At 62.9% G+C, this 25,891-nt stretch carries 27 protein-coding genes; 12 read left to right on the top strand and 15 right to left on the bottom strand.

Translation table 11 applies throughout. From position 1 onward, the window contains the following. Positions 1-26: 26 nt before the first annotated feature. The 4 genes from ACSW29_RS18480 to ACSW29_RS18465 are packed head-to-tail and all read left to right on the top strand — an operon-like array spanning position 27 to position 3,430. Positions 27-788, top strand: coding sequence for a crotonase/enoyl-CoA hydratase family protein (locus tag ACSW29_RS18480; protein WP_448277956.1), 762 nt, complete (start codon positions 27-29; stop codon positions 786-788). After that, the gene (locus tag ACSW29_RS18475) at positions 785-1,597 is read left to right on the top strand and encodes an enoyl-CoA hydratase/isomerase family protein (RefSeq protein ID WP_230815208.1); all 813 of its coding nucleotides are present in this window, start codon (positions 785-787) and stop codon (positions 1,595-1,597) included. Before ACSW29_RS18480 ends, ACSW29_RS18475 begins: the two co-directional genes overlap by 4 nt. 30 nt (positions 1,598-1,627) lie before the next feature. Continuing rightward, positions 1,628-2,530 carry a LysR family transcriptional regulator gene (locus ACSW29_RS18470; RefSeq protein ID WP_230815209.1) on the top strand — a complete coding sequence of 301 codons (903 nt, stop codon included), beginning with the start codon at positions 1,628-1,630 and terminating at the stop codon, positions 2,528-2,530. Between the two features lie 3 nt (positions 2,531-2,533). Further along, entirely contained in the window at positions 2,534-3,430 is an 897-nt protein-coding gene (locus ACSW29_RS18465; protein ID WP_230815210.1) for a LysR family transcriptional regulator, read from the top strand. Here the strand turns inward: ACSW29_RS18465 and ACSW29_RS18460 are convergent. From ACSW29_RS18460 to ACSW29_RS18440, 5 genes are all read right to left on the bottom strand, one after another. After that, positions 3,427-4,389: an NAD(P)H-dependent flavin oxidoreductase gene (locus ACSW29_RS18460; RefSeq protein ID WP_448277955.1), complete on the bottom strand. Its 963-nt coding sequence runs from the start codon at positions 4,387-4,389 to the stop codon at positions 3,427-3,429. The genes ACSW29_RS18465 and ACSW29_RS18460 overlap by 4 nt on opposite strands. Further along, positions 4,386-6,038 carry a class I adenylate-forming enzyme family protein gene (locus tag ACSW29_RS18455; protein ID WP_448278172.1) on the bottom strand — a complete coding sequence of 551 codons (1,653 nt, stop codon included), beginning with the start codon at positions 6,036-6,038 and terminating at the stop codon, positions 4,386-4,388. The genes ACSW29_RS18460 and ACSW29_RS18455 overlap by 4 nt, the downstream gene beginning before the upstream one ends. A gap of 41 nt (positions 6,039-6,079) precedes the next feature. Continuing rightward, positions 6,080-6,844 carry an SDR family NAD(P)-dependent oxidoreductase gene (locus tag ACSW29_RS18450; protein ID WP_448277954.1) on the bottom strand — a complete coding sequence of 255 codons (765 nt, stop codon included), beginning with the start codon at positions 6,842-6,844 and terminating at the stop codon, positions 6,080-6,082. A gap of 53 nt (positions 6,845-6,897) precedes the next feature. After that, the gene (locus ACSW29_RS18445; RefSeq protein WP_448277953.1) at positions 6,898-8,028 is read right to left on the bottom strand and encodes a thiolase family protein; all 1,131 of its coding nucleotides are present in this window, start codon (positions 8,026-8,028) and stop codon (positions 6,898-6,900) included. Between the two features lie 134 nt (positions 8,029-8,162). Next, complete coding sequence (locus ACSW29_RS18440) at positions 8,163-9,626, bottom strand: MFS transporter (RefSeq protein WP_448277952.1); 1,464 nt, start codon at positions 9,624-9,626, stop codon at positions 8,163-8,165. 195 nt (positions 9,627-9,821) lie between these two features. Between ACSW29_RS18440 and ACSW29_RS18435 the strand changes: the two genes are divergently transcribed. Then, complete coding sequence (locus tag ACSW29_RS18435; RefSeq protein ID WP_448277951.1) at positions 9,822-10,979, top strand: acyl-CoA dehydrogenase family protein; 1,158 nt, start codon at positions 9,822-9,824, stop codon at positions 10,977-10,979. A 66-nt stretch (positions 10,980-11,045) separates the two neighbouring features. On the opposite strand, the gene ACSW29_RS18430 is transcribed toward ACSW29_RS18435, so the two are convergent. The 3 genes from ACSW29_RS18430 to ACSW29_RS18420 are packed head-to-tail and all read right to left on the bottom strand — an operon-like array spanning position 11,046 to position 14,168. Next, positions 11,046-12,266, bottom strand: coding sequence for a CoA transferase (locus ACSW29_RS18430; RefSeq protein ID WP_448277950.1), 1,221 nt, complete (start codon positions 12,264-12,266; stop codon positions 11,046-11,048). A 31-nt stretch (positions 12,267-12,297) separates the two neighbouring features. Next, entirely contained in the window at positions 12,298-13,296 is a 999-nt protein-coding gene (locus ACSW29_RS18425; protein ID WP_448277949.1) for a MaoC family dehydratase, read from the bottom strand. Next, the gene (locus ACSW29_RS18420; RefSeq protein WP_448277948.1) at positions 13,293-14,168 is read right to left on the bottom strand and encodes an HpcH/HpaI aldolase/citrate lyase family protein; all 876 of its coding nucleotides are present in this window, start codon (positions 14,166-14,168) and stop codon (positions 13,293-13,295) included. The genes ACSW29_RS18425 and ACSW29_RS18420 overlap by 4 nt, the downstream gene beginning before the upstream one ends. Positions 14,169-14,366: 198 nt before the next feature. Between ACSW29_RS18420 and ACSW29_RS18415 the strand changes: the two genes are divergently transcribed. From ACSW29_RS18415 to ACSW29_RS18395, 5 genes are read left to right on the top strand one after another with little or no spacing between them, the layout of a single operon-like run. Further along, positions 14,367-15,518 (top strand): acyl-CoA dehydrogenase family protein, encoded by a 1,152-nt coding sequence (locus ACSW29_RS18415; RefSeq protein ID WP_347874774.1) that lies wholly within the window; start codon positions 14,367-14,369, stop codon positions 15,516-15,518. 31 nt (positions 15,519-15,549) lie between these two features. Next, a complete protein-coding gene (locus ACSW29_RS18410) occupies positions 15,550-16,296 on the top strand; it encodes a GntR family transcriptional regulator (RefSeq protein ID WP_003940169.1) in 747 nt (248 codons plus the stop codon). Positions 16,297-16,353: 57 nt separating this feature from the next. Next, positions 16,354-16,806 (top strand): MaoC family dehydratase, encoded by a 453-nt coding sequence (locus tag ACSW29_RS18405; RefSeq protein ID WP_347874772.1) that lies wholly within the window; start codon positions 16,354-16,356, stop codon positions 16,804-16,806. A gap of 40 nt (positions 16,807-16,846) precedes the next feature. After that, positions 16,847-18,043, top strand: coding sequence for an acetyl-CoA C-acetyltransferase (locus ACSW29_RS18400; protein ID WP_448277947.1), 1,197 nt, complete (start codon positions 16,847-16,849; stop codon positions 18,041-18,043). Positions 18,044-18,102: 59 nt separating this feature from the next. Continuing rightward, positions 18,103-18,492, top strand: coding sequence for an ArsR/SmtB family transcription factor (locus ACSW29_RS18395; protein WP_448277946.1), 390 nt, complete (start codon positions 18,103-18,105; stop codon positions 18,490-18,492). A gap of 7 nt (positions 18,493-18,499) precedes the next feature. Here ACSW29_RS18395 and ACSW29_RS18390 read toward each other — a convergent pair whose 3' ends face one another. From ACSW29_RS18390 to ACSW29_RS18380, 3 genes are all read right to left on the bottom strand, one after another. After that, positions 18,500-18,997, bottom strand: a complete 498-nt coding sequence (locus ACSW29_RS18390) for a glycine zipper family protein (RefSeq protein WP_019745392.1) — start codon at positions 18,995-18,997, stop codon at positions 18,500-18,502. A 111-nt stretch (positions 18,998-19,108) separates the two neighbouring features. Then, positions 19,109-19,759, bottom strand: coding sequence for a pyridoxamine 5'-phosphate oxidase family protein (locus ACSW29_RS18385; RefSeq protein WP_347874769.1), 651 nt, complete (start codon positions 19,757-19,759; stop codon positions 19,109-19,111). Positions 19,760-19,789: 30 nt separating this feature from the next. Beyond that, positions 19,790-20,743 (bottom strand): DNA-3-methyladenine glycosylase family protein, encoded by a 954-nt coding sequence (locus ACSW29_RS18380; protein ID WP_448277945.1) that lies wholly within the window; start codon positions 20,741-20,743, stop codon positions 19,790-19,792. A 45-nt stretch (positions 20,744-20,788) separates the two neighbouring features. Between ACSW29_RS18380 and ACSW29_RS18375 the strand changes: the two genes are divergently transcribed. Next, positions 20,789-21,340 (top strand): ribonuclease H family protein, encoded by a 552-nt coding sequence (locus ACSW29_RS18375; protein WP_448277944.1) that lies wholly within the window; start codon positions 20,789-20,791, stop codon positions 21,338-21,340. Between the two features lie 5 nt (positions 21,341-21,345). On the opposite strand, the gene ACSW29_RS18370 is transcribed toward ACSW29_RS18375, so the two are convergent. The 3 genes from ACSW29_RS18370 to ACSW29_RS18360 all read right to left on the bottom strand — a co-directional run bounded on the left by ACSW29_RS18370 (position 21,346) and on the right by ACSW29_RS18360 (position 24,090). Further along, complete coding sequence (locus tag ACSW29_RS18370; RefSeq protein WP_448277943.1) at positions 21,346-22,344, bottom strand: MDR family oxidoreductase; 999 nt, start codon at positions 22,342-22,344, stop codon at positions 21,346-21,348. A gap of 80 nt (positions 22,345-22,424) precedes the next feature. After that, the gene (locus ACSW29_RS18365) at positions 22,425-23,558 is read right to left on the bottom strand and encodes an oxidoreductase (protein ID WP_448277942.1); all 1,134 of its coding nucleotides are present in this window, start codon (positions 23,556-23,558) and stop codon (positions 22,425-22,427) included. A 4-nt stretch (positions 23,559-23,562) separates the two neighbouring features. Next, entirely contained in the window at positions 23,563-24,090 is a 528-nt protein-coding gene (locus ACSW29_RS18360; protein ID WP_347874765.1) for a nuclear transport factor 2 family protein, read from the bottom strand. A 95-nt stretch (positions 24,091-24,185) separates the two neighbouring features. On the opposite strand from ACSW29_RS18360, the gene ACSW29_RS18355 reads away from it, so the two are divergent. Next, positions 24,186-25,121, top strand: a complete 936-nt coding sequence (locus tag ACSW29_RS18355; RefSeq protein WP_448278171.1) for an amidohydrolase family protein — start codon at positions 24,186-24,188, stop codon at positions 25,119-25,121. 21 nt (positions 25,122-25,142) lie between these two features. Here the strand turns inward: ACSW29_RS18355 and ACSW29_RS18350 are convergent, their stop codons facing one another. Beyond that, positions 25,143-25,886 carry an SDR family NAD(P)-dependent oxidoreductase gene (locus tag ACSW29_RS18350; RefSeq protein ID WP_019745385.1) on the bottom strand — a complete coding sequence of 248 codons (744 nt, stop codon included), beginning with the start codon at positions 25,884-25,886 and terminating at the stop codon, positions 25,143-25,145. Positions 25,887-25,891: the final 5 nt, after the last annotated feature.

The raw sequence follows: 25,891 nt of genomic DNA, 5'->3' as shown, positions 1-25,891 counted from the left end.
TCTCATCACGGAAGTAGGAACCGAACATGAGCGTCGTGCTCACCGACTTCGCCGACGGCGTTGCCGTCATCACCCTCAATCGTCCCGAGGCCAAGAACGCGGTCAATCTCGAACTTGCCGAAGCCTTGGCTGCGGCCATCGACGAGTTCGAGAGCAGGTCCGACCTCACCATCGGTATTCTGACCGGATCCGGTGGAACCTTCTGCGCCGGTATGGATCTCAAGGGATTTGCGCGCGGAGAACGGCCATCGCTGCCCGGTCGTGGGTTCGCCGGTTTGACCGAAGCTCCGCCGTCGAAGCCGCTGATCGCAGCCGTCGAGGGGTGGGCCCTCGCCGGCGGGTGCGAACTGGCGTTGGCAGCCGATCTGATCGTGGCGTCCACCGACGCGAAATTCGGCTTGCCCGAGGTGAAGCGTGGGCTTGCCGCGGCCGCCGGTGGTCTTCTGCGTCTGCCCAAGATCCTCCCGTACCAGTTGGCCATGGAAATCGCGATCACCGGGGATCCGCTCAGTGCCACCGTGGCGCATCATCACGGCCTGGTCAATCGGCTCGCCGAACCGGGACAGGCACTGACCGTCGCACGCGAGCTTGCGGCACGAGTAGCGGCAAACGGTCCGCTGGCCGTGCGCGCGACGAAGCAGGTGCTGGCAATGTCCGCCAAATACACCGATCCGGATGCCTTTGTCGCGCAACGCGAATTCATCGATCCGGTCTTCGCGTCCCGTGATGCCAAGGAAGGCGCCACCGCATTCGCCGAGAAGCGCTCTCCCGTGTGGAGTGGTTCATGAGTGCCGAAACCGTCGAGCGCGCGGCCGTCAGCATCGAACGCACGGGCGCTGTCGCAACGATTGTTCTCGATCGACCGCATCGCCGCAACGCGCTCGATCTTGACGCCTGGATCGCGCTCCGTGAAGCGGTCCTCGAACTTCAAGAGGACTCGCAGATTCGCTCGGTGATCCTGACCGGCGCGGGTGGCACCTTCTGCGCGGGTTCAGATCTGGACAAACGCGGCTCGTCGCATCCGCTCGATCGAATGCGCGTCATCAACGCAACGGCAGCCGCCCTGGGTGAGTTTCCCAAGCCCCTGGTGGCAAAGGTCGACGGGTTTGCCGTCGGAGCCGGATGGAACATGGCCTTACTCTGCGACTTCGTCGTGGCAGCCAAAGGCACGAAGTTCAGCCAGATCTTTGCCAAACGCGGGTTGTCGGTCGACTTCGGGGGTTCGTGGATCCTGCCGAGACTGGTCGGACTCCAGCAAGCCAAGCGACTGGTGATGCTCGCCGAGACGATCGACGCTCAGGAAGCCTACGAACTCGGATTGGTAACCTATCTGGTCGAACCGGCCGAACTGGACGAACACGCGTCAACACTGGCGCTACGGCTCGCAGACGGTCCGCCTGCTGCATTGAGTCAGTCTGCGGCCATGCTCGAACATCACACTTCGCTCTCGTTGCGGGAAGCACTCGACAACGAGGCAAGGGCACAAGCCGTCAATTTCGCGACGGACGCTACCGACGCGGTTCGTGCCTTCGTGGAAAAGCGGGAGCCGATCTTCACCGGAGAGTGGGCGGTACCAGGGGTAACTCGCGTGGAGTGAGCGACAGATCGCTGGTCGTATGATGAGTGAGTGGACCTGCACTTTGTTACCTACTTCGTCGCTGTTGTCGACCACGGTGGGATAACGAAGGCCGCTCAGGCTCTCTACATTTCGCAGCCGTCTCTTTCACAGGCGATTCGTACGCTCGAGCGTCGACTCGGCGCCACGTTGTTCGATCGGACGGGTAGACGGCTGGTTCTCACCGATGCCGGACGAACTTTCGATCTCGCGGCCAGGCGAATACTCGCCGACGTCGAGCGCGCGAAGGCCAAGGTGACCGCCGTTCGCGAACTCGAGTTCGGCCGTGTGGACGTCGTCTCGTACTCGGCGTTCTCGATCGATCCGATGGTCGAGTTGGTCCGTCGATTCCGGGCCAACTTCCCGAAGATCGTCGTGCGCGTTCTCGACACGTACGGCCCGGCCGGTGTGGACAACGCGTTGCGGCGCGGATCGGCCGAGGTCGGTGTCACCGATCTGAGTATCGGGTACGAGGGGTTGGTCACGGCTCCGATCGTCACTCAGGAGTTGGTGCTCGCCACGCACGCGTCGTTGTCCGGCCGCTTGGTGGCGCCGTTGATGGATCCGGTTCCTCGAGCGCTACTGCACACTTTGCCTCTCGTCGTCGACCTCGGTGACCAATCGAACCAGTTCCGGGGTTTGCTCAGCGAAGGCGCCGAGAACGTCGTCGTGGATTGTGTCCATCCGGTCACGACGTGGGACCTGGTCCGTCGCGGAATCGGCGCCACGGTTGTTCCGAGAAAGGTTGCACAACAGCAGATGTCGGATGTGTGTGCCTTCTCGTTCGATCCGCCGCTTCGACGCGACGTCGGCATCGTCTACCGCTCGGGCGAGCAATCGCCGGCCGCTGCCGCGCTCATCGCGACGGCTGCCGAGATGGCCGCCACGTCCTCTTCATCCACGGGGAAGGACTGAGCGGTGGAATTTCGACAGATGGAGTACTTTCTCGCGGTCGTCGAGAACAAGGGAATCAACGGTGCCGCAGCGGCTTTGGGTGTTGCTCAGCCGACGGTGTCCCAGGCGTTGCGCGGGTTGGAACGTGAACTGGGAGTGAGGCTTTTCCACCGGATCGGGCGCGGAATGGTGCTCAGTGCAGCCGGTCGCAGCTTGGTCGGCCCGAGTCGACAGGTTCTGCGAGACGTTGCAGCCGCGGCGGAACAATTGACAGCATCCGACGGTGCGATTGTCGGTCGACTCGACATCATGGCTTTTCCTGCTCTGACCTCCGGGACGATAGTCGATCTGATCGCGGAGTTCTGTCGACGGTATCCGCAAGCGCGAGTCAGATTCTCGGAACTCGAGCGAGAGGACAATCTGGAAAGTCTCATCCGGGACGGTCACTGCGAATTCGCGGTGGCGCATCTGCCGCTCGAGGCCGGCGAAGGGCTCGAGATCGTAGAATTGGGGGAGCAGGAGTACCGCCTGGTCTACCCGGCGGGAACTGATCTGCCCGAGGGGCCGGTACGCCTTTCGGAAATGCCGGACATTCCCATGGTATTCGTTCCTCGCGGGGCGGCGATGGGGGACGCGATCGAAGATTCGATCCGAAAAGCCGGTACAAGAACGGAACTCGCAGTGGTCACGGAGCAGCGGGAGTCGCGGCTACCGATGGTCATCGCTGGGCTCGGCGGTTCGTTGGTCGAGCGCTCGGTGGCGAAATCGATGCCAGGTCAGGTGGTGGAACGAGCCTGCGAGCCGAGATTCCTGCGTGCGTACGGTCTCGCCTTCGACCCCTCGACTTTGTCGCCGGTGGGACAGGCATTCGTGAACCTGGTCCACGAATACCTGTCCGACGAATACCTGTCGCAGCCCTAGCGTCGGCAGATACGCTCGCGAGCCGCCTCGTACTCGGATGCGAGACGCTCGACCACTGCATGCGTCGGAAGAACTGCGTCGACCGAACCGATTCCCTGGCCCGCGCCCCAGATGTCGCGCCAGGCCTTCGCATCCGTGTCAGTGGTCGCGAAACTCATTGCGGAAGGATCGGATTCGGCTAGGTTGTCGGGGTCCAAGCCGGCAGCAACGATGCTGCCCCGCAGGTAGTTTCCGTGTACTCCGGTGAACAGGTTGGAATAGACGATATCGGAGGCCCCTGAACCCACGATCATCTCCTTGTACGCCGGATCCGCGTTAGCCTCTTCGGTTGCGATGAAAGCTGATCCGACGTATGCCAAATCGGCTCCGGCCGCGAGCGCAGCGAGAATCGAATCACCATGAGCGATGGCACCTGACAACAGCAGTGGACCGGCGAACCACTCACGAATCTCCCGAATCAGGGCAAACGGCGACTGCCTACCGGCATGACCACCGGCCCCGGCAGCTACCGCGATCAGTCCGTCGGCGCCCTTCTCGATCGCCTTGCGTGCAAAGCGATTGTCGATGACGTCGTGAAGAACGATTCCACCGTATGCGTGGACGGCGTCGTTGATGTCGGTGCGAGCGCCGAGGGACGTGATGACGATCGGAACTTCGAACTCGGTGATGGTCGCCAGATCCTCTTCCAGGCGGTTGTTGGACCGATGGACGATGAGGTTGACCGCAAATGGTGCGGAGGGCTTCTCCGGGTGCGCACTATCGTGCTCCTCGCGCGCCACCGTGATCAGCTTGAGCCAATCCCGAAGTGTTGACTGCGGACGAGCATTCAGGGCCGGGAAAGACCCGATGATCCCGGACGTGCACTGCGCGATGACGAGGTCGGGCGTCGAGATGATGAACATCGGTGACGCGAGAACGGGTACCCGCAGTTGCGACGTCAGATCTGCGAAGGTTGTCATTTGGAACCTGCCTTGTCGACCGACTCGAGAAGCCTCGACCGGAGATCGGTTTTGAGGACCTTGCCGGCGGCGGACGTCGGGAGCAGCTCTACCTCGACGACATCGCGAATCTTCTTGTACGGCAGCACTTGCTCGGCGACAAACGCCTTGATCTGCTCGGCGTCGAACTCGGCACCCGGAATCATCACCACAAAGGCGACGGGTTCTTGACCATTGCTCCCCACTTCGCGGCCGACGACCGCGGCAGTCGAGATCGCCGGGTGCGAGACCAGAATCTCTTCGAGTTCACGCGGATAGACGTTGTACCCCTTGTAGATGAGCATGTCCTTGGCCCGGTCACAGATGAAGAGGTATCCGTCCGAGTCCAGGTACGCGATGTCGCCCGTGTCCAACCAGCCGTCGACGAACTGTTCTGCGGTGGTTTCCGGGTGTCCGAGATAGCCGTCGGTGACCTGAGGTCCACGCACCCACAGTTCGCCGCGTTCGTTCTCGCCTAGAACGGTCTTCCGGTCGAGCTGATCGCGAATCTGGATTTCGGTGTCGAAGATCGGGAGGCCGACGCTGCTCTGCCGGTATTCCGAGCCGTTGATCAGCGGAGCGGCCGTGACCACACAGGTGGCCTCGGTCAGCCCGTACCCTTCGACGACGAGCGCTTTGGGAAATGCCCGGCGGAGTGCGGCGAGCGTGACGCTGTCGATCGGGGCAGCGCCCGAGGACACGACGCACACGCTGTCGGTGTTGCGCACCGTAGCGTCGGGATGAACCGACAGTGCGTGCCACATGGCGGGAGACCCGGTGAGGTAGGTGGCACCGTGCTTTTCGATCAGCTCGAGCATCCGGCCGGGTTCGAACCGGCCGGCAAATACCTGGGTGAGCCCGGAAATCAACAGGAACGAGGTGTTGAGCAACGAATGCGCGTGGAAGAGCGGTGAGACCACGATGGTCGCCCCGGTTCCCGGCGTCGGACCGAGCACGTCGAGGCCGTCGATGCGTCGTGGCGTGACCAGACCGTCGGCACCTGCCTCCAACTCGTGTCCGGTTCTCCAACCACACATCTGCGTGATGTTGCCGACGACGTTGCGGTGAAGAACGCGAACACCTTTGGACACCCCGGTGGTTCCGCCCGTGAACGCGATGTGGGCGATGTCGTCGCTACGAACCGAGGCAGGGGTGAATTCGGTGGGTAGATCGGCGATGAAGGAGTCGAATGCGACGACCGACTCCGGTGTGTCGAGCGCGCCCTCGGTGTCCTGGACCATCACGATCGTACGCACGGAGGTTCCTGAAGCGGCCGCGAGCAGTATGTGAAGCTGCGAACTCTGAGTGACTGCAGCAACGGCGGACGTCTCTTCGATCTGCTTGCGCAGGCCGAGCTCTGGCTGCAGTGGGTTGACCAATGTGACTGTCGCCCCGGCCTGTAGGCATCCGTAGTAAGCCTGGAGAAACTCGACGCAGTTCCCGAGGTGCATCAACACCACGTCGCCGACGCCCACCCCGGCTTGCCGCAGTGCGCCGGCGAATTGCGCACTGCGCTGACCGAGTTCGCGGAAGGTGCACGTGCGCTCGCCGTCCACGACGGCGAGGCGATCACCGTAGAGCGCCGCCATGCTGGGTGCCCAGTAGGCCATGGTGGTGTCCGGGTAGTGCATGTTGTGGCGCAGTTGTGGATTGGCGATCACGCTGATGCCCGTCACCGGGGAGCCATTCGGATCGCGCCGTCGAGTCTGATGGTTTCGCCGTTGAGATAGCCGTTCTCGAGCATCGAGACGGCCAGCTGGCCGAACTCGTCCGGACGACCCAACCGTGAGGGGTTGGGAACCGAGGCTTCGAGGGCCGTGCGCACGTCTTCGCGCAGGCGCGCCAGCAGGGGAGTGTCCATGATGCCGGGCGCAATGGTGTTGACGCGGATTCCGCGGCTGGCGAGATCGCGCGCAGCGGTGACCGTCATACCGACGATGCCGGCTTTGGACGCCGTGTAGTTGATCTGACCGATCTGACCTTCGAATGCTGCGACCGACGCCGTCATGATGATGGCACCTCGCTCACCGTCCACGGCATCGAGTTCTGCCATCCGCTCGGCGCCGAGACGGAGTGCGTTGAACGAACCGACAAGATTCAGTTTGACGACGAACTCGAAATCTTCGACCGATCCTGCTTTTCCGTCCTTGTCGAGAATGCGCATGCGACGCCCGGCGCCCGCGCAGTGGACGACGCCACGCAGTCCGCCGCGCTCGTGCGCCGCGTCGAGTGCTTCCGCGAATTGTTCGCTGTCGGTGACGTCGGCCGCGGCGAATTGTGCGGCAGCTCCGAGATCGGCCACCACCTGCTTACCGTCGGAGGAAGGCAGATCGATCAACGTGACCTGCGCCCCGGCGTCGAGCAGTCGTCGAGCGGTGGCCAGGCCGAGACCTGAAGCGCCGCCGGTGATCGCGGTGGAAAGTCCCTCGAGTTTCATGAATCAATTCTTCTTTCCTGCTGGATGACGTGTGACCCGAAAGCGTTGTCGGGTCAGATCAATTCGAGAATGGTCGCATTGGCCATGCCGCCGGCCTCACACATCGACTGGAGCCCGTAGCGAATTCCCTGATCGCGCATGTGATGTGCCAGGCGAGTCATCAAGATCGCGCCCGATCCGCCGAGTGGGTGCCCGACCGCGATCGCGCCGCCGAGCGGATTCACACGATCTATGGCCGCGCCGGTTTCGGCCTGCCAGGCAAGCGGGACGGGCGCGAATGCCTCGTTGATTTCGAAGGCGCCGATGTCGTCGATGGACAAGCCGGAGCGATCCAATGCCTTTGCGGTGGCGGCAATCGGACCGGTGAGCATGATCACCGGGTCATCGGCCGCGACCACTGCGGTGTGGATACGGACGAGAGGCTTCCACCCGCGTGCCCGGGCGTACTCACTGGTCGTGACGAGTGTGGCGCCCGCTCCGTCGGAAATCTGAGAAGAGTTGCCGGCGTGGATGACTCCGTCGGCGTCGAAGGCCGGGGGCAGCTTCGCGAGCGACTCCAGACTTCCTCCTCGCCGAATGCCTTCGTCCTGGGACAAGTCGGCGATCGGAGCGATCTGCCCGGTGAACGCACCTGCATCGGTGGCGGTGGCCGCGAGTTCGTGTGAGCGAAGTGCGTATTCGTCCAGAGCCGTTCGTGTGAGCGCCCATTTCCGGGCCATCATCTCGGCGCCGGTTCCCTGTCTGAAACTGTCCACCCCGAAGCGTTCGAGTACCGAAGCGGGGAAGTGCTCACCGTTCTTGCTGGCGGTCCCCATCGGTACTCGCGACATCGATTCGACGCCTCCGGCTACGACCACGTCGTTCTGGCCGGAGATGACGGTGGCCGCAGCGAAGGACACTGCCTGCTGGCTCGATCCACAGGCTCGGGTCAGCGTGACACCGGGAACGCTGTCGGGCCAGCCGGCGGCGAGTGCCGCTGTGCGGGCGATGCTTCCGGCCTGCTCACCCACCTGACTGACGCATCCCCAGATCACGTCGTCGACCGTCGCCGCGTCGAGTCCGGTCCGTTCAGCGAGCGCACGCAGTACATGTGCGGACAGCTCGGCCGGATGGATCTCCGAGAGGGCGCGGCCGCGACGGCCGATCGGTGTACGTACTGCGTCGACGATGACGGCATCTCGCATGTATCTCTCCTGCTGTTCGTGCCCGGTGTTGCGATTGTGCGGTCGGGGCGTGCCTCGAGTCGATCACGAGCGGGTCGACCCGGCAATGTCTTTCGGTGAATGGCTTTGTTAGCGAATGGCTATACGTGGAGCATTCAGCCGCGGATGAGCTTGCGATCGCGCTCGGGATTGGCGAAGACGAGGACCAGAACCGCGGCGACGACTCCGATGATGCCGATTGCCTGGAAGGACTGGGCGTAACCGTCGGCCGGGGTTGCTGCGTTGTCCACGATGACTCCCGTTGCGTAAGGAGCAATCAGGCCGCCGATCGACATGATGGCGAGGAAGAATCCCATGGTGCCTGCAGTCTGCTGCGGCGGGCACAGTTCGGAGATCGCAGCGTTGATGAGCGGGAAGGTGATTGCCGAGAATCCGTAGCCGATCGAGACCATGGCGACAGCGACGATGGGAGTGGAGATCTGTGGCAGGAACAGGAGAATCGATCCGCAGATCAGAACGCCGACGCAGGGGACGATGACGCGAACCGTGCGAGAGGTGAAGCCGCGGCCGATCAACTTGTCCGTGACGGAACCGGAGGTGATCATGAGGACGAGGCCGACGATCGAGGGCAGTGCGAACATCGAACCGGCTTGCATCGCACTGTATCCGAGGCCGACCTCGAAGTACGACGGCAACCAGGTGAGAACGACGGTGGTCAGTGCGTAGATGGTGGCGATGAGGAAGCAGCAGCTGACGAAGGTGCGGGAGAGCAGGATTTTGCGCCACGGAACGTTGGGCTCGGTGACTGCCTTCGTTGCCGTCCTGGTCGCCTCGGTTGCTTCTGTATCTGCAGTCTTGGTCGACTTGACGGCCTTGCTCGTGTACGGGCCTTCGGACCAACCGGCCAGCCAGCAACCCATCCACACGAGTCCGAGGACAGAGAGCGAGAGAACCGCTGCGCGCCAGCCGTAGTGAACGGCGATGAAGGTCAGTACGGGCGCGAGGGCGATCTTCGCGACGGAGGCGGATCCGGCGAGCATTGCACCGGGAAGGCCGCGCTTGGCCGGCGGGTGCCACGAGTACGCGGCGGTGTGCATCAGCGCCGAGCTGGGGCCTTCGGCGAATCCGAGGAGCATGCGCGAGACGATCAACATCGCGAGGCTGGCACCGAGAACGAGGGGGAGCATGACCACGGACCAGATTGCGGCCAGGATCAACAGCGCCCAACGTAGGGTCAGGTACTTGTTGAGCGGTCCGGCGAGAAATCCGCCGATGCAGAACATCAGGAAGAACAGCGAGCCGACCATGCCGATTTGCGAAGACTTCAGTCCGAGCTCGCGAGCGAGGGGCTGAGCGATGATTCCGAGGACTGCTTTGTCCGCGTAGTTGACGATGTAGAGGAAGACGACGAGCCCGGTCATCGTCCACGCACGCTTGCGGGTACCGAAGACGGGGACTGCTGACGAATCTGGCGTTGCTGTTGCTTCGGGCTGGACGTCGTTACGCTGTGGCGCGATGGGGGTCACGTGGCGTCCCTTCGAGACTGGTGGGCGGATGCGATCGTGCTCGAAGCGCGGCCTCGAAGCGATCGATGGTGTTGTGTTTGCCGGCTGACCCATTCAACGTGTTCTGGATCACTTTGAGCAATGTCGCGTCGATGATCGGAACGATAGCGGTTGCCTATGTATCGCAGGTCAGGCCATATTGGTACGCCCTATCGGACGCATAGCTGATGAGTGTTGGATCGAATGCGGAACCTTGAGGCAAGGTGAGATCAGGATCACCCTGTTCCCTTGACCGACTGGAGTTCATACATGCAGCGCACCGTGTTCAACGAGGATCACGAGGCATTCCGGGCTACCGTCCGCGATTTCATCGCGAAGGAAGTAACCCCGGTCCACGAGAAGTGGGAAGAGGACGGTCACCCGCCTCGTGACTTCTACCGACGACTCGGAGAGCTGGGCGTACTCGGAATTCAGGTGCCGGAGGAATACGGCGGAGGCGGCGAGAAGTCGCTCAAGTTCAACGTCGTCGTCGCCGAGGAGGTTGCTGCCGCCGGGGCGTCTTTCGGCTCGCAGTCGGTGCATACGAACCTGATCCTGCCCTACCTGCTCGAGTACGCGAACGACGAGCAGAAGAGCCGCTGGTTGCCGGGCTTCGCCTCCGGCGATCTGATGTTCGCGATTGCGATGACCGAACCGGGAACAGGGTCGGATCTGGCGAACATCGCGACGACGGCCAAGCTGTCGGAGGACGGTACGCACTACGTGGTCAATGGTTCCAAGACGTTCATCACCGGCGGGGTACTTGCCGATCGCGTCCTGGTAGTGTGCCGCACCGCGCCGAGCACAGCGGAGAACCGACGCACCGGGTTGTCGATCCTGGTGGTCGACACGTCGTCGCCCGGATACTCGGTGGGGCGCAAGATCAACAAGATCGGTCTCAAGACCTCCGACACTGCGGAGCTTTCGTTTGTCGACGTACAGGTGCCCGTCGAGGACCGACTCGGAGAAGAGGGCGACGGATTCAACTATCTGACCCACAACCTGGCTCAGGAGCGGTTGACCATCGCTTTCGGAGCGGCCGCCACTGCCAGTGCAGCGCTTCGCTTTGCCATCGACTACGTCAAAGATCGCAAGGTGTTCGGTAAGCCCGTCGCGGCATTCCAGAACACCAAATTCGTTCTGGCCGAATGCGCTACCGAGGTTGATGCCATCCAGCTGGTGTCCGACAACGCACTCGAATGTCATGACCGCGGCACTCTGACGATTCCCGACGCAGCGAAGGCGAAACTGTTCTGCACCGAGGCAGCAGGTCGAGTGATCGACAAGTGCCTCCAATTGCACGGCGGGTACGGCTACATCACCGAGTATCCCATCGCGCGTCTTTACGCAGACACGCGTGTCACACGAATCTACGGTGGCACAAGTGAAGTCATGAAGACCATCATCGCGAAGGATCTTGGTCTCTGACGCACTCTCGACATGTTTTCGGCCTCGGAACATTTGTTCCGAGGCCGAAAACATGTTCCAGGTGGATCAGTTCGCCGGAATGCCGACGATGCCGTCCGCGATCAGTGCCGAGGCGTGATCAGCAGTGGTTCCGAGGACATCCGCGAGCACCGCAATCGAATCGCCGCCGACCTCGGAGGCCGGTCCGGCGCTCAGGTGGGCGCCGTCGAACGAGGCTGGGTTCGCGGCAGCCAGATAACTTCCGATTCGAGGCTGATCGAGTGCGGAGAACATCGGGTTGTTCTCCAGTTCACCGGAATTCACCACTTCCTCGAAACTGCGGTACCTCTCGAACAGAACCGACGATGTGTCCAGCGCTGCAGCGATCTCGGCGCCGCTGTGTTCCCGGAACCAATGTGAGAACAGAGCAGTGAGTACCTCTCGATGACGGTAGCGGTCTGCTTCGGTGGAGAAGTCGGCTCCGAGTGCAGCTTCGACAGCGTCGACAGCCGCCGTGGTGCCGGTGACCGACGCAAGGTCGCGGAAATGGCGGGTAGTGAGTGCAACGATCATGAACCGTTCGTTGTTGCTGGAGACGAAATCGATTCCGTACGTGCCGTAGACGGCGTTTCCGCCGGACTCGCGACTGCGACCGTTCACTTGTACTTCGGTGAGGTAGCCGAGTGTTCCCGCGGTGGCCAATGCGACGTCTTCGAGTGGCAGCGTGATCTGCGTGCCGTGTCCGGTCGAGTCACGTTGGCGCACTGCGGCAGTGATCGACAGGGCGGCATAGAGCCCGCAGGCGACGTCCCAGGCGGGCAGTGCGTGGTTGACAACTCCGGCGTAGTCGGCGGGGCCGGTGATCTGTGGAAATCCCAACGCGGCGTTGACCGTGTAGTCGACCCCGGGGCTGCCGTCGCGGCGTCCGAGAACCTCGAGGGTGATGACGTCGCTACGCAACTGGGCCAGGGAGTCGTGGCTCATCCAGGTGCGACCGCCGGCATTGGTGACCAGGATTCCGCCGCCAGGTCCCGGAGCCGTGACCAGTTGGCGAATCAGTTCTTGGCCGCGCTCGGCACGCATGTCCACCGAGAGTGAGCGTTTGCCTTTGTTGAGTCCGGTCCAGTAGATGCTTTCACCCGTGTCGGTGACGGGCCAGCGCTTGTAATCGGAGGCACCTCCGATCGGGTCGATCCGGATCACCTCGGCGCCGAGTTGGGAGAGAGTCAGTCCGCACAGGGGCGCGGCGACAAAGCTCGAGACCTCGACGATGCGAAGCCCGGACAGCGGGCCTGAAGTCTGAGTCATCTGTGGTCCTCCGTGATAGAAGAGTGTGCGATCATGCCATCAACACGGTGAAACGCCAGTCGAGAACCGGAGTCTGTGTTGCAGAAGCATTGTGGGAGAACACGAGTGAACGCAGTTGCACTGCGGTTCCGTGTTCGAGGGGCGACGAACTTTCGACGTGCAGTTCGCTCGTGAGGGTGTCGCCCTCGTGAACGGGTCCGGTGTGATCGCACGAGTGCCATCCGAGAACCGTCACCACGTTGGGCAGAGCGCGAGTTGCCTGGGCAAGTGCAATTCCGATGGTGTGGCCGCCGTAGACGAGGCGACCGTGGGCGCCGACGCGATCGTCGTGGTGCGTCGCTGCGATGTTCAAGCTCAGCCGGGCAAGTTCGGGTGCACTGGTGACGACGTCGCCGCTGCTACGGAATACCGAGCCCACCATATCCGACTCGAAGTGCCTGCCGGGTACCCGCTCGCGATATATGTCGAGGTCCCAGCCGTCAGGTGATACGTACGGCGCCGGTTCGGACGGACCGATCACGGAGAGGTCGTCGGCGTGGCGAGTTCTCGTCTCGATCGGGTCGGGGCTCAGGGGGAGCATGGCGCAGCGGTAGAAGTCGAGGACCGTGTTGCCGTTCTGATCAGCAGACGTCATCCGTAGCGCGGCAAGTCCGGTGGCGCCGCGTCCCGGCTTGGCCGAGTTCTCGCGTAGACCGACAACCTCGGTGCGCGTGTACAGGGTGTCACCGAGTACCGGGAAACGGTGGAATCGCAGTCCGCGGTAGAAGAGGTTCGCCTTGACGTGGTGTGTGACCACGGTTGACTGGCCGATGGCGACGTCGGTGACCAGTCCTGGATTCGCCACTGGTGCAGCGGAACCTGTGACGCTCGACGACAAGTGTGCGTCGAGCGGCAAGCGCATGCGGTCACCGAGGATCGCCTGATGGGAGGCGGCGAGTCCACTGGTCAACGTCACCGCTGGTGCTTCGTCGAAGATCTGACCGTGGGTGAGGTCGTCGAAGTACGGTCCTCCTACGTAGTACTCGCTCATACGGTGACTCCTTCGGCTCGGGCAAGCGTACGACGCGCTGCCACGGCCACAGCTTCGTCGAGCATCTGACCGTCGAGCTGGGCGGCGCCGGAACCCAGGGTTTCGGCTTCTTCGAGTGCGGTCAACACCCGTCTGGCGTCATTGACGGCGTCGTCCGAAGGAGTGAATGCGGTAGTGGCCGAGTCGATCTGCGCCGGGTGGATGACCCATTTGCCGTCGAACCCGAGAGCGCTGGTCCAGTGCGCGGCGCGGCGGAAGGCGTCGTCGTCGGTGATGCCGAGAAAGGGTCCGTCGATGGCGGCGACGCCGGCTGCGCGGCAGGCGATCAGGATTCTGTCCTGGACGGCAAGCCAGTGTTCGGGCAGTGCCGAGCGTGAGCGACCCAGCGCTGCACCGAGATCGGCGTATCCGATGATCGCGGCCTGCAGACGAGGAGTCGCGCGGGCGATGGAGTCGGCATTCTGGACGCCGAGCGGAGTTTCGATCAGGGCTTGAAGGGTGGTGTGGTGCCCACCGGCAGCGAAGAGGATGTGCTCGGCCTCGAGGAGTTCGTCGGCGGACTCGACCTTCGGGACGATCACGCTCGTCAGCGATTCTCCGAGGGTGCCGCAGGCGATCAGGTCGTTGCGGGCCCACGGCGTGGCCAGGCCGTTGATCCTCACCGAGATGGTGCGCGTCGCACCGAACTCCTGCACCAGTGCGGTGACGAGGGCTCGCGCCAGGTCCTTGTTTGCCGAAGTGACGGCATCCTCGAGGTCGAGAATCACCTCGTCTGCGCTCGATGCGATGGCTTTGCGCGCCTTGCACTCGTCCGAACCCGGTGCGACCAGGGACGCGCGGCGTCTGGTCGAGCGGTAGTGGTTCTCGTCCATGTGTGTCGATTACCTCGATCTGGGCTCAAATGTACGGCCAGTTGTGAATGTGAAGAGTTGCCGTGAACGGCGTTGATGTGTACCGAACTGCCTCGATGCTGGCAGTTGCTGCGTATCCATGTCAAGGAGCGGTATTGACATTGCGCGAACAATATCGAAATATGGCCGTACAAACTTTTTTCAAGTCGAGGCGGATTCATGCTCAAGCTCAACGACGAAGAGACATTCCTGATCGAAACCGTTCGCCGGTTCGTCGACCGAGAGGTCAAGCCCACGGTCCAGGAGGTGGAGCACGCGAACGAGTATCCCGAGAAGTGGATCGATCAGATGAAGCAGATCGGGATCTACGGTCTCGCGATTCCCGAGGAGTACGGCGGATCGCCAGTGTCCATGCCTTGTTATGCGCAGGTGACGCAGGAACTGTCGCGAGGGTGGATGTCCCTGGCGGGAGCGATGGGCGGTCATACGGTGGTCGCGAAGCTCATCTCACTGTTCGGCACTGAAGAGCAGAAGGTGAAATACCTGCCGCGAATGGCAAATGGTGAGATCCGGGCAACCATGGCGCTCACCGAGCCCGGCGGTGGCTCCGATCTGCAGGCCATGACGACCAACGCCAAGAGTGACGGCACAGATCTGGTCGTCAACGGGGCGAAGACGTGGATCACCAATGCCCGCCGGTCCGGCGTGATCGCCTTGCTGTGCAAGACCGATCCCAGTGCAAGCCCTCGGCATGCGGGCATCTCGATCGTTCTCGTCGAGCACGGCGAAGGACTGACCGTGTCCCGCGATCTCCCGAAGCTCGGGTACAAGGGCGTCGAGAGTTGTGAACTGTCCTTCGACAACTACCGAATCTCCGAGTCGGCCATTCTCGGTGGCACTCCTGGCAAGGGATTCGGGCAGATGATGAAGGGGCTCGAAACCGGCCGTATCCAGGTGGCCTGCCGTGCGCTGGGCGTCGCCACGGCTGCCCTCGAGGATTCGCTTGCCTACGCGCAGCAGCGCGAGAGCTTCGGGCAGCCGATCTGGAAGCACCAGTCGATCGGGAACTATCTCGCCGACATGGCAACCAAGTTGACTGCGGCACGGCAGCTGACCTGGCACGCGGCGCAAATGTACGACAGCGGCGAGCGATGCGACATGGAGGCAGGCATGGCCAAGCTGTACGCCTCCGAGGTGGCAATGGAAATCGCGTTGTCCGCCGTCCGCATCCACGGTGGTTACGGCTACTCGACGGAGTACGACGTCGAGCGGTACTTCCGCGATGCACCGCTGATGATCGTCGGTGAGGGAACCAACGAAATTCAGCGAAACGTGATCGTTTCGCAGTTGGTTGCCCGCGGCGGTCTGTGACGGCCCGGTGAGCAAGTAGGATCATGTCGCTATGAGCGGTAAGGAAAGAGAGACGGAGCCGGCGTACCAACGCCTCTCTCGTGAGCTTCGTCAGCAGATCTCTGCCGGTACCTACCGCGACGGCATTCAACTGCCCACCGAATCCGAACTGGCGCAGCATCATGGCGTGAGCCGACAGACCGTCCGCCGAGCCTTTCACGACCTCGTTGCCGAGGGCATCGTGTACCGGGTACCCGGGCGCGGAACGTTCGTGACCGAGAACAGTGGCCGCTATCTCCGTCATCTCGGGTCCATCGAAGATCTCATGAACCTTTCACGGGATACGACGATGGAAGTAGTGTCACCGCTGCAACGGCGCGTGGACATCGAGGCTGCCAGTCGGCTTCGGCTCGACACCGACGTCGTGTACACCGTGGTCTTCCGGCGGATACACGAAGGAGTTCCGTTCGTCCAGACGACGGCGCATCTGCCGGAGGCGATAGCTCGTCAGATCATCGACCTTCCTGCCATGGCTGCCGGTGCAGTCAGCGCCAACACGGTGATCGGCCTACTGGAACCGCTGATCGACAGTCCGATTGTCGAAGCAGCACAATCGATCACGGTGTCCCCGGCGACGGCGGACGTAGCCAGGGACGTCGATTGCGAGATCGGGCACGCCATGTTGCGGGTAGACCGGTTGTACTCCAACGCGCAGGGCGTCGCCAACGAGTTGTCGGTGAGTTACTTCTTGCCGGAGCAGTACACGTATCGGGTGACACTGCGCCGGGGCGCACATTAGAGCTGCGCCGGGCGCTGTTGCTTTTCTTTGCTGTTCAACACCTTTCAGGAGACAACTATGCGAATTTTCAATGGAATCGACGACGTGGAGACGGCTGTCGGTGAGCACTTGGGCTACAGCGCGTGGTTCCCGGTCACGCAGGATCGGATCGACAAGTTCGCCGACGCCACCGAGGATCACCAGTGGATTCACGTGGATCCCGAGCGCGCAGCGCAGGGGCCGTACGGCGGAACCATCGCCCACGGCTATCTGACTCTTTCGTTGTTGCCGGTGCTCGGCGCTCAGGTGATGCGTGTCGACGGAATCTCCATGACCGTGAACTACGGCAGCAACAAGGTGCGATTCCCCGAACCGGTCAAGGTCGGTTCTTCGGTGCGGGCAGGTGCGGAGATTCTTTCCTTCGAGCGCACCGCGAAGGGCGCGACGATTGTCGTGCGGTACACGATCGAAATCGAAGGAGCGGGTAAACCTGCGCTGGTGGCGGATACCGTGCGCCTATTGGTCTCCTGAATCCTTTTCCATTCTTCCAGAACGAGATTCGAGGTCAGTTGTGAAACGAGCAGCATTGGTCGCGCCGGTCAGAACCGCGGTGGGCCGTTTCGGAGGGGCACTTCGTGACGTGCCTGCGGAAAGTTTGGCCGCCACTGTCGTCAAGGAGACCGTGCGTCGTAGCGGAATCGATCCGTCCCGCATCGACGACGTCGCGATGGGGCAGTCGTATGCCAATTCGGAGGCACCGTGCATCGGAAGGTGGGCGGCGCTCGAGGCAGGGTTGCCGATTTCGGTAGCCGGCTTCCAGACGGATCGCCGATGTGGAACGGGTCTGCAGGCCATCGTTACCGCGGCCATGATGGTCCAGACGGGTGCGGCCGACGTGGTTCTCGCGGGTGGCGTCGAATCGATGAGCGGGATCGAGCACTACACCACCGGAGCGCGGTGGGGCACCAAATCCGGTGGGCTGCAACTGTTCGACCGCCTCGATCGTGGTCGAGAGCGCTCGCAACCCGAGTGGCGTTTCGGCCGGATCAGCGGAATGATCGAAACGGCCGAGAACGTCGCGGCACGCTGCGGGATCACGCGGGATGAGTCGGACGCCTTTGCCGTCGAGAGTCACCGAAAAGCTACACTGGCAAGAGATTCCGGCCGATTCGATGCCGAAATCGTTGCCGTCGAACAGACTGATCGAAAAGGGAACGTCACACAGTTTCGTGCTGACGAGGGGATCCGTCCGGATACCTCACTCGAAACCCTGGCACGGCTGCGTGCGGTGACACAGGGAGGCGTCGTGACCGCCGGTAACGCCAGCCAGCAGAACGACGCTGCGGCAGCGATGTTGGTGGTCGCCGAGGATCGTCTGGACGAGCTGGGGCTGGAACCCATCGGGTTCCTCGACAGCTGGGCCGCGGCCGGTTGTGAACCGGCGCTGATGGGCCTCGGGCCGGTTGCCGCCGTCTCGAAACTGTTTGCTCGAACAGGGGCAGGCTTTGCCGACTTCGATCTGGTCGAGCTGAACGAGGCGTTTGCGTGCCAGGTTCTCGGCGTCGTGAAGGAATGGGGCTTCGAGGACCTCGATCGCCTGAACGTCAACGGTTCCGGCATCTCGCTCGGGCACCCCGTGGGAGCGACGGGTGCGCGTATGGCAACAACCGCGCTTCACGAACTCGGCCGACGCGGCGGCAGAAAAGCACTGTTGACCATGTGTATCGGCGGTGGCCAGGGCATGGCGGCCGTGGTGGAGTCTGCCTGACGAGGTTCGCTTCTGGGTACACTTGCGCCGGGGATCGGAAGTTCTACGGAGGCAGTCGGTTGACGAATGCAGGTGCAGCAGACACCAGCGGCGCGCTGAGCATCGAGGATGTTCGTCGCGCCAGGGCTGCACTCGAGGGTCTGGACGTCACCAGTTGGTCCGGTCGCTTCGAGTTGCTCTCCGACGCAAACCGTCTGCGTCTACTGCTCTGCCTTCACCACGCACCGGGTATCTGCGTCACGGACCTGTCTGTGGCGCTGGGGATGAGCGGCACTGCCGTCTCACATGCGCTGCGGCTACTGCGTAGCCAGGGGTGGGTGAGCGCGACGCGCGACGGCCGATCGATGCGATACCAACTGGCAGACGACACCGTTCACCAACTGTTGCATTCGATCGGTGCCACACATTTTCACGACGAGACACCCAGCCCCGGGCACACGCACAGCTGAGCGTCTCTCAAGGAGTCGCGAAGAACTTCTCGACGGCCGGCGCAGCGTTCGGGTTTCCGTTGGTGATTCCCGCGCCGACCCCGGCAACCGTGCCGATGACTCCACCGACGATGCAGCCGGCGATGAAGTTCGGGAAGATCGACAGGCAACCGATTCCGACGCCGAGGTTGGCTCCGATGAGCGTCGACTGCACGCCGCCGTTGTTCCAGCCGATATTGACCTCGTTGGCCATCGTGTCGAACGCGGCTTGCTTCGGATCGTTACCGGGGAAGAGCATCAACGCCGCCTGGCTGTTCGACTCGGCGGTCGGGGTCAGTAGGGGTTGGGACGGATCGAAGCCCGCATTCGGGGGCGCTGCGACCGCGGTGCCGGCTCCAGCGCCGACAGCGGCGACAACGAGAACGGACATGGTGAGAGTTCGGGACAGTTTCATGGGGACGGCCAATCTGTCTGTGTGGAACCAGTCGTGAATGGTGGCGGTGCAGTTCGTTAACCAGAACTCCACCGTCTGGATCGATCGTGCGGACCTCCTCGGGCACAACGGGACCCGTCGTCTCCGCGCGACGGGCCGTGTTTGGTGGCTACCCGACTCCGGGTGCCCTGAAACCGCACAGTCTCATTCGTTTTTCGACAACCGCGCACGCAATTCTTCGACCTCGGCAGTAAGCCGATCGACCTCGGCTTGCAGGGGTTGGCGTGCCAGAGCGAGGGATTCGTCCATGCGCTCCTTGTCGAAGCGAGGTGTGATGTTTCGACTGCAGTTCCAGTCGAACGCTTCGACCTCGACGACGATGGAGCGCTGCGCTTTTGCTGTCATGGTGCCGCCAGGGACCTGCAAGAGTTGTTGCAGCAGTTCAGGGTCCTCGTCTGCTTCGATCACGTGCGCACGCCCGTAGATCTTCAATCTCGTTCGCGTCGGGTAATCGATGACGAACAGCGAGATGCGATTGTTCTCTTCCAGATTGCCGAGCGTCACGAATTGCTGATTGCCGGGGAGATCGGCGAATCCGATTCGATTCGGGCCCAACACATGCAGGAATCCGCGCGGGCCGCCGCGATGTTGGACGTACGGCCAACCGTCGGGCGTCACCGTGGACATGAAGAAGGAATCCACGGATTTCACGAATCCCTGAGCGCGGAAATCGAATTCCATCGGACCTTCGTCGGGCTGATCGAGTCTCGAACCGTAGACGGTGAAACTCCCGGTCGACCGCTGACGCTCCACCGCAGCGGGGGAGAAGGCGATGTGTGCGTATCGGGTCGACATTTCTTATCTCCTGGTTCTCGGTGCAGTCCCTCAGTGCCAGCGGTGGTCGGCAACGGCAGTTCGCGGACCGAACTTGGGTTTGACGGCTTGGCCGCTGACCTGCAGAAGCCGCACGGCGCGGTATCGATGCGGTTGGAGAGGAGCGAGGTACTGCACCATCTCGGCGTCGTCGATCGGTTCACCCAGTAGTGACCACCCGACGACGGCAGCGAGGTGGTAGTCGCCGACCGAGAGTGCGTCGGAATCGCCGAAGGCGCGCTGAGCCACTTCGGCGGCAGTCCAGATCCCGACGCCGGGCACCGCTCGCAATCGTTGGGTCGCTTCGGCCCTGGGGAACGATGACGCCTGCTCGAGGCGGTCGGCGACGCGAGCGCACTGAACGATCGTCTTGGATCTCGCGGGATCGACATTTGCGCGATGAAACTCCCATGACGGCATTCGTTGCCATTGGTCCGCGGTGAGTGGGACTCGCATTCCGTCGGGCGCGGGGCCGGGTGGGCGCTCACCGAACTTGGTCAGCAGGCGGCGCCACGCGGCAAACGCGTCGATGCCGTGAACTCGTTGCTCGAGGACCGCGGGAACGAGAGCTTCCATGACGCGGCGGGTGCGGCCGATGCGCAGATGAGGGAAGCGTCGATGAGCTTCGGCGAGCTTGGGATGTTCGGGGGCAAAATCTTCGGCTTCGTCGTCGAGGCCGAGCAGCGCTTCGGCGCCTTCCAATAATTCCGTGGCACCGGGACCCCACGCCTGCACGCGGACCATGTGCCGATCCGACTGTGTGATGCGGTAGGTCACAGGACCCGAAAGTTGGCGGGAAACTCGCCAGATCGCTCCGTCGGCGGACCGCCGATGTGCGGGGTCGCCGGGTCCGCGCTGATGCGGGCTGAGCGTCAGCGCGGCATCGAGTGGTCGCTGAGAAGTCACCGTGACTTCGTCGGCCGGAGATAGCGGCGTCATCGAGGTCAGCGTATCGCCACCGTCCATCCTCCGTTAAGGCGTGTGTCGGTGGCGCAACGTATTGTCCGAGCCATGATCATCGTGAGCACCGACGGATCCTGTCTGCGAAACCCCGGTGGGGCTATCGGCTGGGCGTGGGTCAATCACGAGGGTCCGAGTATGTCGGGCGGAGAAGCGTCCGGCACCAACCAGATTGCCGAGTTGCGTGCCCTCTTCGAGGCCGTCGTTGCGCATCCGGGTGGGGATCCTCTGCTCATCGAATCCGACTCGCAGTACGCCATCAAGTGCGCTTCCGAATGGTTGCCCAGTTGGAAGCGCAAGGGTTGGAAGACCGCGGGCGGTGGGGCGGTCAAGAATCTGGAACTGGTGCAGAGCATCGACCGAGCCATCACCGACCGTGTCGGACCGGTGCGCTTTCGCTGGGTGCGCGGGCACGTCGGCAACCACTACAACGAGATGGCAGACAAGTTGGCCGGCGAAGCCGCACGCGCCATCGTCTCGGGGGACATCGCGTCGGTCCCGCTTGCGGCGCCGGTGAAGAAGGAACCCACCGTCGTGGACTCCTCGTACAAAGAGAAGTCCACGACGTCCGAAGAACCGGCAGATCTGTTCACACTTTTCTGAGCGGTTCAGAAACCGTCGGCAACCTGAACGAGCGCCCGGCCCGTGTACTTGCCCTCGCGTACCTGATCGATCACCGAGACGACGTCGCGGACGGCAACGAGGTTCGTGATTTCCTTCAGATGACGTGGCGCAAGGTCGGAGCCCAGACGTGCCCACAGTGCACGACGGGGTTCGATCGGCATCAATACCGAGTCCATGCCCAGCAGTGAGACTCCGCGGAGAATGAACGGCAGCACGGTCGTAGGCAGCGCGGCGCCGCCGGTCAATCCGCTGGCGGCCACAACACCGCCGTAGTTGATCGTGCTCAGAACGTGAGCGAGGGTCTTCCCACCGACGCAGTCGACGGCCGCCGCCCACTGAGATTTTCCGAGCGGGCGAGGCTTGGCGTCGGGATCTTCGGGGAGCCGGCCGAACACCGAAGACGCACCGAGTGACGTCAGAAGGTCTGCCGCGCCGGGCTTGCCGCTGGAGGCGACCACGTCGAAGCCTGCGCTTGCCAGAAGGTCGACGCTGACGGTGCCGACTCCGCCGCTCGCTCCCGTCACCAGTACCGGACCGTCGGCGGGCTTCACTCCGCTGGCCAGAATGGCTTGGACACTCATGGCCGCGGTGAATCCGGCCGTGCCGATTGCAGCAGCGTCGGCAGTGGAGATGCCGTCGAGCTTCACGACCCACTCGGCAGGCAGCCGGGCGATCTCCGCGTAGCCGCCGTTACGGGCGGTCCCGATCTCGTACCCGTGGGCCACGACCTTGTCGCCGGGGGCGAACGCGTCGGACTCGGAGGCAATGACCTCGCCGGCAACGTCGATGCCGGGGACGATCGGGTAGTCGCGAACCACCCCGCCCTTCGGGGTGACCGCGAGCGCGTCCTTGTAGTTGACGCTCGAATACTCGACGCGAATGGTGACCTCACCTGCAGGGAGGATGGATTCGTCGACGGTTTCGGGGGCGAAGTCGATGGTGCCGTCGCTGTCGCGGGCGACCCAGGCGTTGAAAGTAGTCATGGGTCGAACATAAAGGCCTTCGGCCCTGTGCGCCTTTTTGGTAGTGCGAACTACCGGAAAGGCGCACAGGGGCGGAGCCCCTAGATCAAGCTGCCCTCATGCACCGCTCGATCGAAAGCCGGCAGCGGACCGCCCGCGCGCAGGGTCGTCGCCAACGCAGGATCGGCGAGATGGAGACGGCCGATCGCAATCAGATCGAACTCACCACTGCCGATGCGCTCTTCGAGTTGCGGGATGTTGTCCACCACCGGCGCAACGCCTTCGATGCGGCTGTCGCGCAGTGACTTTCCGATCCCCACGCTACCGACGGCCATCGTGACGGCACCGGTCAGCTTCTTTGCCCAACCGGCCAGTGAGAGATCGCTGCCCTCGAAGGCGGGGACGTCGAAGCGCCTGATGCTGGCATCGAGAACGTCGACTCCGGCGTCGACCAGCGCGCCCAGGATGACGCCCAACTCCTCGGGGGTCTCCGCGATCTTCGCGGTGAAATCCTGCTGCTTGTGCTGCGAGAAACGGTAGATGATCGGCAGATCCGGTCCGATGGCCGCGCGGATCGCAGCGACGACGGCGGCCGGGAACTTGGTACGACGCTCCAGGTCGCCGCCCCACGCGTCGTCGCGCTGGTTGGTGCCCTCCCAGAAGAAGGAATCGAGGAGGTAGCCGTGACCGCCGTGGATCGCGATACCGTCGAAGCCGAGTTCGACGGCGTGCTTCGCGCTACGGACATACGCGTCGATGACGTCCTGGATGTCCTGCTCGGTCATCGCTTCGGTGCTCGCCTGCGCGCGTTCGACGTAGGCAGCGGAGTACGAGGTGACGCCGAGCGGGCCCCATTCACCGGAGGGGCGCATCGGCTTGAGTGAAGGGTCCATCTGCGTCATCGCGCCCCACAGCGGTCCGACGTGCCAGAGCTGAGGCACGATCTTGCCGCCCGCCGCGTGCACGTCGTCGACGACCTTGCGCCATCCAGCCTGCGCAGCGGGGGTGTGGAGGTTGGGGACGTTGGCGTGATCGACAGCAGTCTCGTGATCGATCGCGACGCCTTCGGTGACGATCAACCCGGTGCCGCCCTCAGCGCGTCGGCGGTAGTAGTCGGCAACGTCGCCGCCGGGCACACCTTCGATGGAGTACGTGCGCGTCATCGGCGACATGACTATTCGGTTGGACAGTTCGAGCGAACGGATGCGGAGCGGTTTGAACAGCGGGTTGGTCACTTCGTCACAGCGCTTTCATGAATCGGAAGAATCCGGGGTCCTGGTCGACACGGAGTCGCGTGAGAGTTCGATAGCTGATCAGCCATTTACCGTCTTCTTTGCGGTATTCCTCGTGGTAGTGGCCGTAGCCGTGCAGATGCAGCTCTTTCTCGCCGTCGTTCCACCACAACATGTCCTCCATCGCCCAGATACCGGTTGCGGTGGTGGGCGAGGTCAGCACGATTTCGGGAGTGTGTGCGTGGTGCGCTGTGGTGAGGGGGATGTCGCCGTCGAGCATGTTCCGAATTGCCGCGGTGAGTTTGTCGATGCCCACTACCTGGTTCGAGGTGTCACCGGTCTTGGGTTGCTTGTCCGTCGGGAGACCGCCCCACGTCTTGCTGACGACGTCTGCGGTGTGCAGGGTCGGGTAGACGTGCCACTGCTTGGTGTCCATGCAGCGTAGGCGCGCGGCGAAGACACGTTTGATTTCCTCGATTGCGAGCAGTTCCTCGACGGCACTGATCGACCCCACTTCGGACTCGGCCTGAGACATTAAACCTCCAACGGTGATCGGCAAGATGGGTTCACACTCGGGTGCTCATGGCGGGCCGTCAACGACCTGTCCCGGTGAGCGCGACGGCACTCGGTATGGTCGAGCGAACGAAAGGGGTGTCAGACGTGTGTACCGAAGAGGTCCCATCGACCGGACCGGACGAGATTGCCGAGGTTCGGGCTTTCTGGCGCGAGTTGGGTGTTCCGGGCGTGATCGACGTCCATACCCATTTCATGCCGAAGAGCGTCATGGACAAGGTGTGGGGCTACTTCGATTCCGCGGGACCGATGATCGGTCGACCATGGCCCATCGCCTACCGACTTGCCGAGGAGGAGCGGGTGCACCGTCTCCGCGAGTTCGGCGTCCGGGCTTTCACGTCGATGATCTACCCCCACAAGCACGCGATGGCCGAGTGGCTCAACCAGTGGGCCGTCGAGTTTGCCGCGCAAACACCTGATTGCCTGCACACGGCCACGTTCTATCCCGAGGAGTCGGCGGCGTCGTACGTCGGAAAGGCGTTGGAGTCGGGCGCGCGAATCTTCAAGTCCCACATCCAGGTCGGCAACTACGATCCGAACGACCCTCTGCTCGACAAGGTCTGGGGTCAGCTCGAGGACTCCGAGACGCCCATCGTGATCCACTGTGGTTCGGGACCGGCGCCGGGGGAGTACACGGGACCTGATCGCATTGCTTCGCTGTTGTCACGGTACCCGCGTCTGTCGTTGATCGTCGCGCACATGGGGATGCCCGAGTACAGCGAATTCCTCGATCTTGCAGAGTCTTACGGCAACGTTCGCCTGGATACCACCATGGCCTTCACCGACTTCACGGAAGAGCAGTGTGCCTTCCCGAAGGGCGACGTGTCACGGCTCGTCGACATGCAGGACCGCATCCTGTTCGGTAGCGACTTCCCCAACATCCCGTACCCGTATCTCACAGCCTTGCAGGCGGTTACGCGCTTCGATCTCGGAGACGAATGGCTGCGAGCCGTCGTGCACGACAACGCTGCGAAACTCTTCTCGGTGAGCTGAGCCCACCGAGAAGTATTTCGCTCATCGCAATTTGATGCTGCCGCCGTCGGCCATCAATGTCTGTCCGGTCATGTACTTGGAATCCTCGCTCGCCAGGAATACCACGACGGGAGCGATGTCGGTTTCGGGATCACCGATGCGTCCGAGAGGTACCTTGGCAACCGATGCGGCTGCGCGCTCGGGGAAGGCTTCCTGCCACTTGACGACGCCTTCGGTGGCGGCGAACGGGCAGACCACGTTGACCCGAATACCTTCTGGCGCCCACTCGTTGGCGACGACGCGCGTCAAGCCTCGCACAGCTTCCTTGGCCGCAGCGTAGGACGTCTGGGTGGGCATTCCGTCCAAACCTGAACCCGATGCGAAGTTGACGACCGAACCCTTGGTCTTCGCGAGTTCGTCGTGGCACGCCTGCATGAGGTGGACAACGGGGTAGAAACCGGTGTTGAAGGACAGGTCGAACATGTCCTGCGTGGTTTCGAGCAACGGAGCCTGACGGGATGCGTGAGCGTTGTTCACCAGGATGTCGAGCTTGCCGAAGGCTTCGAGCGCGGCGTCACGGATCTGCTCGGCCGAACCGGCGGCAGCAAGGTCGACGTTCAGGAACTTGCCGGAGCCGGCCAGTTCTTGTTCGAGGGCCTGGCCCTGCTCGTCGTTGATGTCGACGAACAGGACCTTCGCGCCTTCACGGGCGAAGACTCGGGTGATGGCACGACCGATTCCACCGGCGCCGCCGGTGACGATCGCTACCTTGCCGTTCAACCTCATGAAAA

The organism is Rhodococcus sp. GB-02 (assembly GCF_053470465.1).
Note: the sequence above shows the minus strand (reverse complement) of the source record. Positions and strands in the feature narration are given on the sequence as shown.

What these genes read in the sequence shown, in the direction of transcription:
- ACSW29_RS18360 (WP_347874765.1), bottom strand. Translation starts at nt 24,090, where the DNA reads ATGTCTCAGGCCGAGTCCGAAGTGGGGTCGATCAGTGCCGTCGAGGAA.
- ACSW29_RS18415 (WP_347874774.1), top strand. Translation starts at nt 14,367, where the DNA reads ATGCTCAAGCTCAACGACGAAGAGACATTCCTGATCGAAACCGTTCGC.
- ACSW29_RS18425 (WP_448277949.1), bottom strand. Translation starts at nt 13,296, where the DNA reads ATGAGCGAGTACTACGTAGGAGGACCGTACTTCGACGACCTCACCCAC.
- ACSW29_RS18405 (WP_347874772.1), top strand. Translation starts at nt 16,354, where the DNA reads ATGCGAATTTTCAATGGAATCGACGACGTGGAGACGGCTGTCGGTGAG.
- ACSW29_RS18475 (WP_230815208.1), top strand. Translation starts at nt 785, where the DNA reads ATGAGTGCCGAAACCGTCGAGCGCGCGGCCGTCAGCATCGAACGCACG.
- ACSW29_RS18440 (WP_448277952.1), bottom strand. Translation starts at nt 9,626, where the DNA reads ATGGGTCAGCCGGCAAACACAACACCATCGATCGCTTCGAGGCCGCGC.
- ACSW29_RS18435 (WP_448277951.1), top strand. Translation starts at nt 9,822, where the DNA reads ATGCAGCGCACCGTGTTCAACGAGGATCACGAGGCATTCCGGGCTACC.
- ACSW29_RS18370 (WP_448277943.1), bottom strand. Translation starts at nt 22,344, where the DNA reads ATGACTACTTTCAACGCCTGGGTCGCCCGCGACAGCGACGGCACCATC.
- ACSW29_RS18385 (WP_347874769.1), bottom strand. Translation starts at nt 19,759, where the DNA reads ATGTCGACCCGATACGCACACATCGCCTTCTCCCCCGCTGCGGTGGAG.
- ACSW29_RS18410 (WP_003940169.1), top strand. Translation starts at nt 15,550, where the DNA reads ATGAGCGGTAAGGAAAGAGAGACGGAGCCGGCGTACCAACGCCTCTCT.
- ACSW29_RS18430 (WP_448277950.1), bottom strand. Translation starts at nt 12,266, where the DNA reads ATGACTCAGACTTCAGGCCCGCTGTCCGGGCTTCGCATCGTCGAGGTC.
- ACSW29_RS18450 (WP_448277954.1), bottom strand. Translation starts at nt 6,844, where the DNA reads ATGAAACTCGAGGGACTTTCCACCGCGATCACCGGCGGCGCTTCAGGT.
- ACSW29_RS18350 (WP_019745385.1), bottom strand. Translation starts at nt 25,886, where the DNA reads ATGAGGTTGAACGGCAAGGTAGCGATCGTCACCGGCGGCGCCGGTGGA.
- ACSW29_RS18355 (WP_448278171.1), top strand. Translation starts at nt 24,186, where the DNA reads ATGGTCGAGCGAACGAAAGGGGTGTCAGACGTGTGTACCGAAGAGGTC.
- ACSW29_RS18375 (WP_448277944.1), top strand. Translation starts at nt 20,789, where the DNA reads ATGATCATCGTGAGCACCGACGGATCCTGTCTGCGAAACCCCGGTGGG.
- ACSW29_RS18455 (WP_448278172.1), bottom strand. Translation starts at nt 6,038, where the DNA reads ATGCACTACCCGGACACCACCATGGCCTACTGGGCACCCAGCATGGCG.
- ACSW29_RS18445 (WP_448277953.1), bottom strand. Translation starts at nt 8,028, where the DNA reads ATGCGAGATGCCGTCATCGTCGACGCAGTACGTACACCGATCGGCCGT.
- ACSW29_RS18380 (WP_448277945.1), bottom strand. Translation starts at nt 20,743, where the DNA reads ATGGACGGTGGCGATACGCTGACCTCGATGACGCCGCTATCTCCGGCC.
- ACSW29_RS18420 (WP_448277948.1), bottom strand. Translation starts at nt 14,168, where the DNA reads ATGGACGAGAACCACTACCGCTCGACCAGACGCCGCGCGTCCCTGGTC.
- ACSW29_RS18480 (WP_448277956.1), top strand. Translation starts at nt 27, where the DNA reads ATGAGCGTCGTGCTCACCGACTTCGCCGACGGCGTTGCCGTCATCACC.
- ACSW29_RS18460 (WP_448277955.1), bottom strand. Translation starts at nt 4,389, where the DNA reads ATGACAACCTTCGCAGATCTGACGTCGCAACTGCGGGTACCCGTTCTC.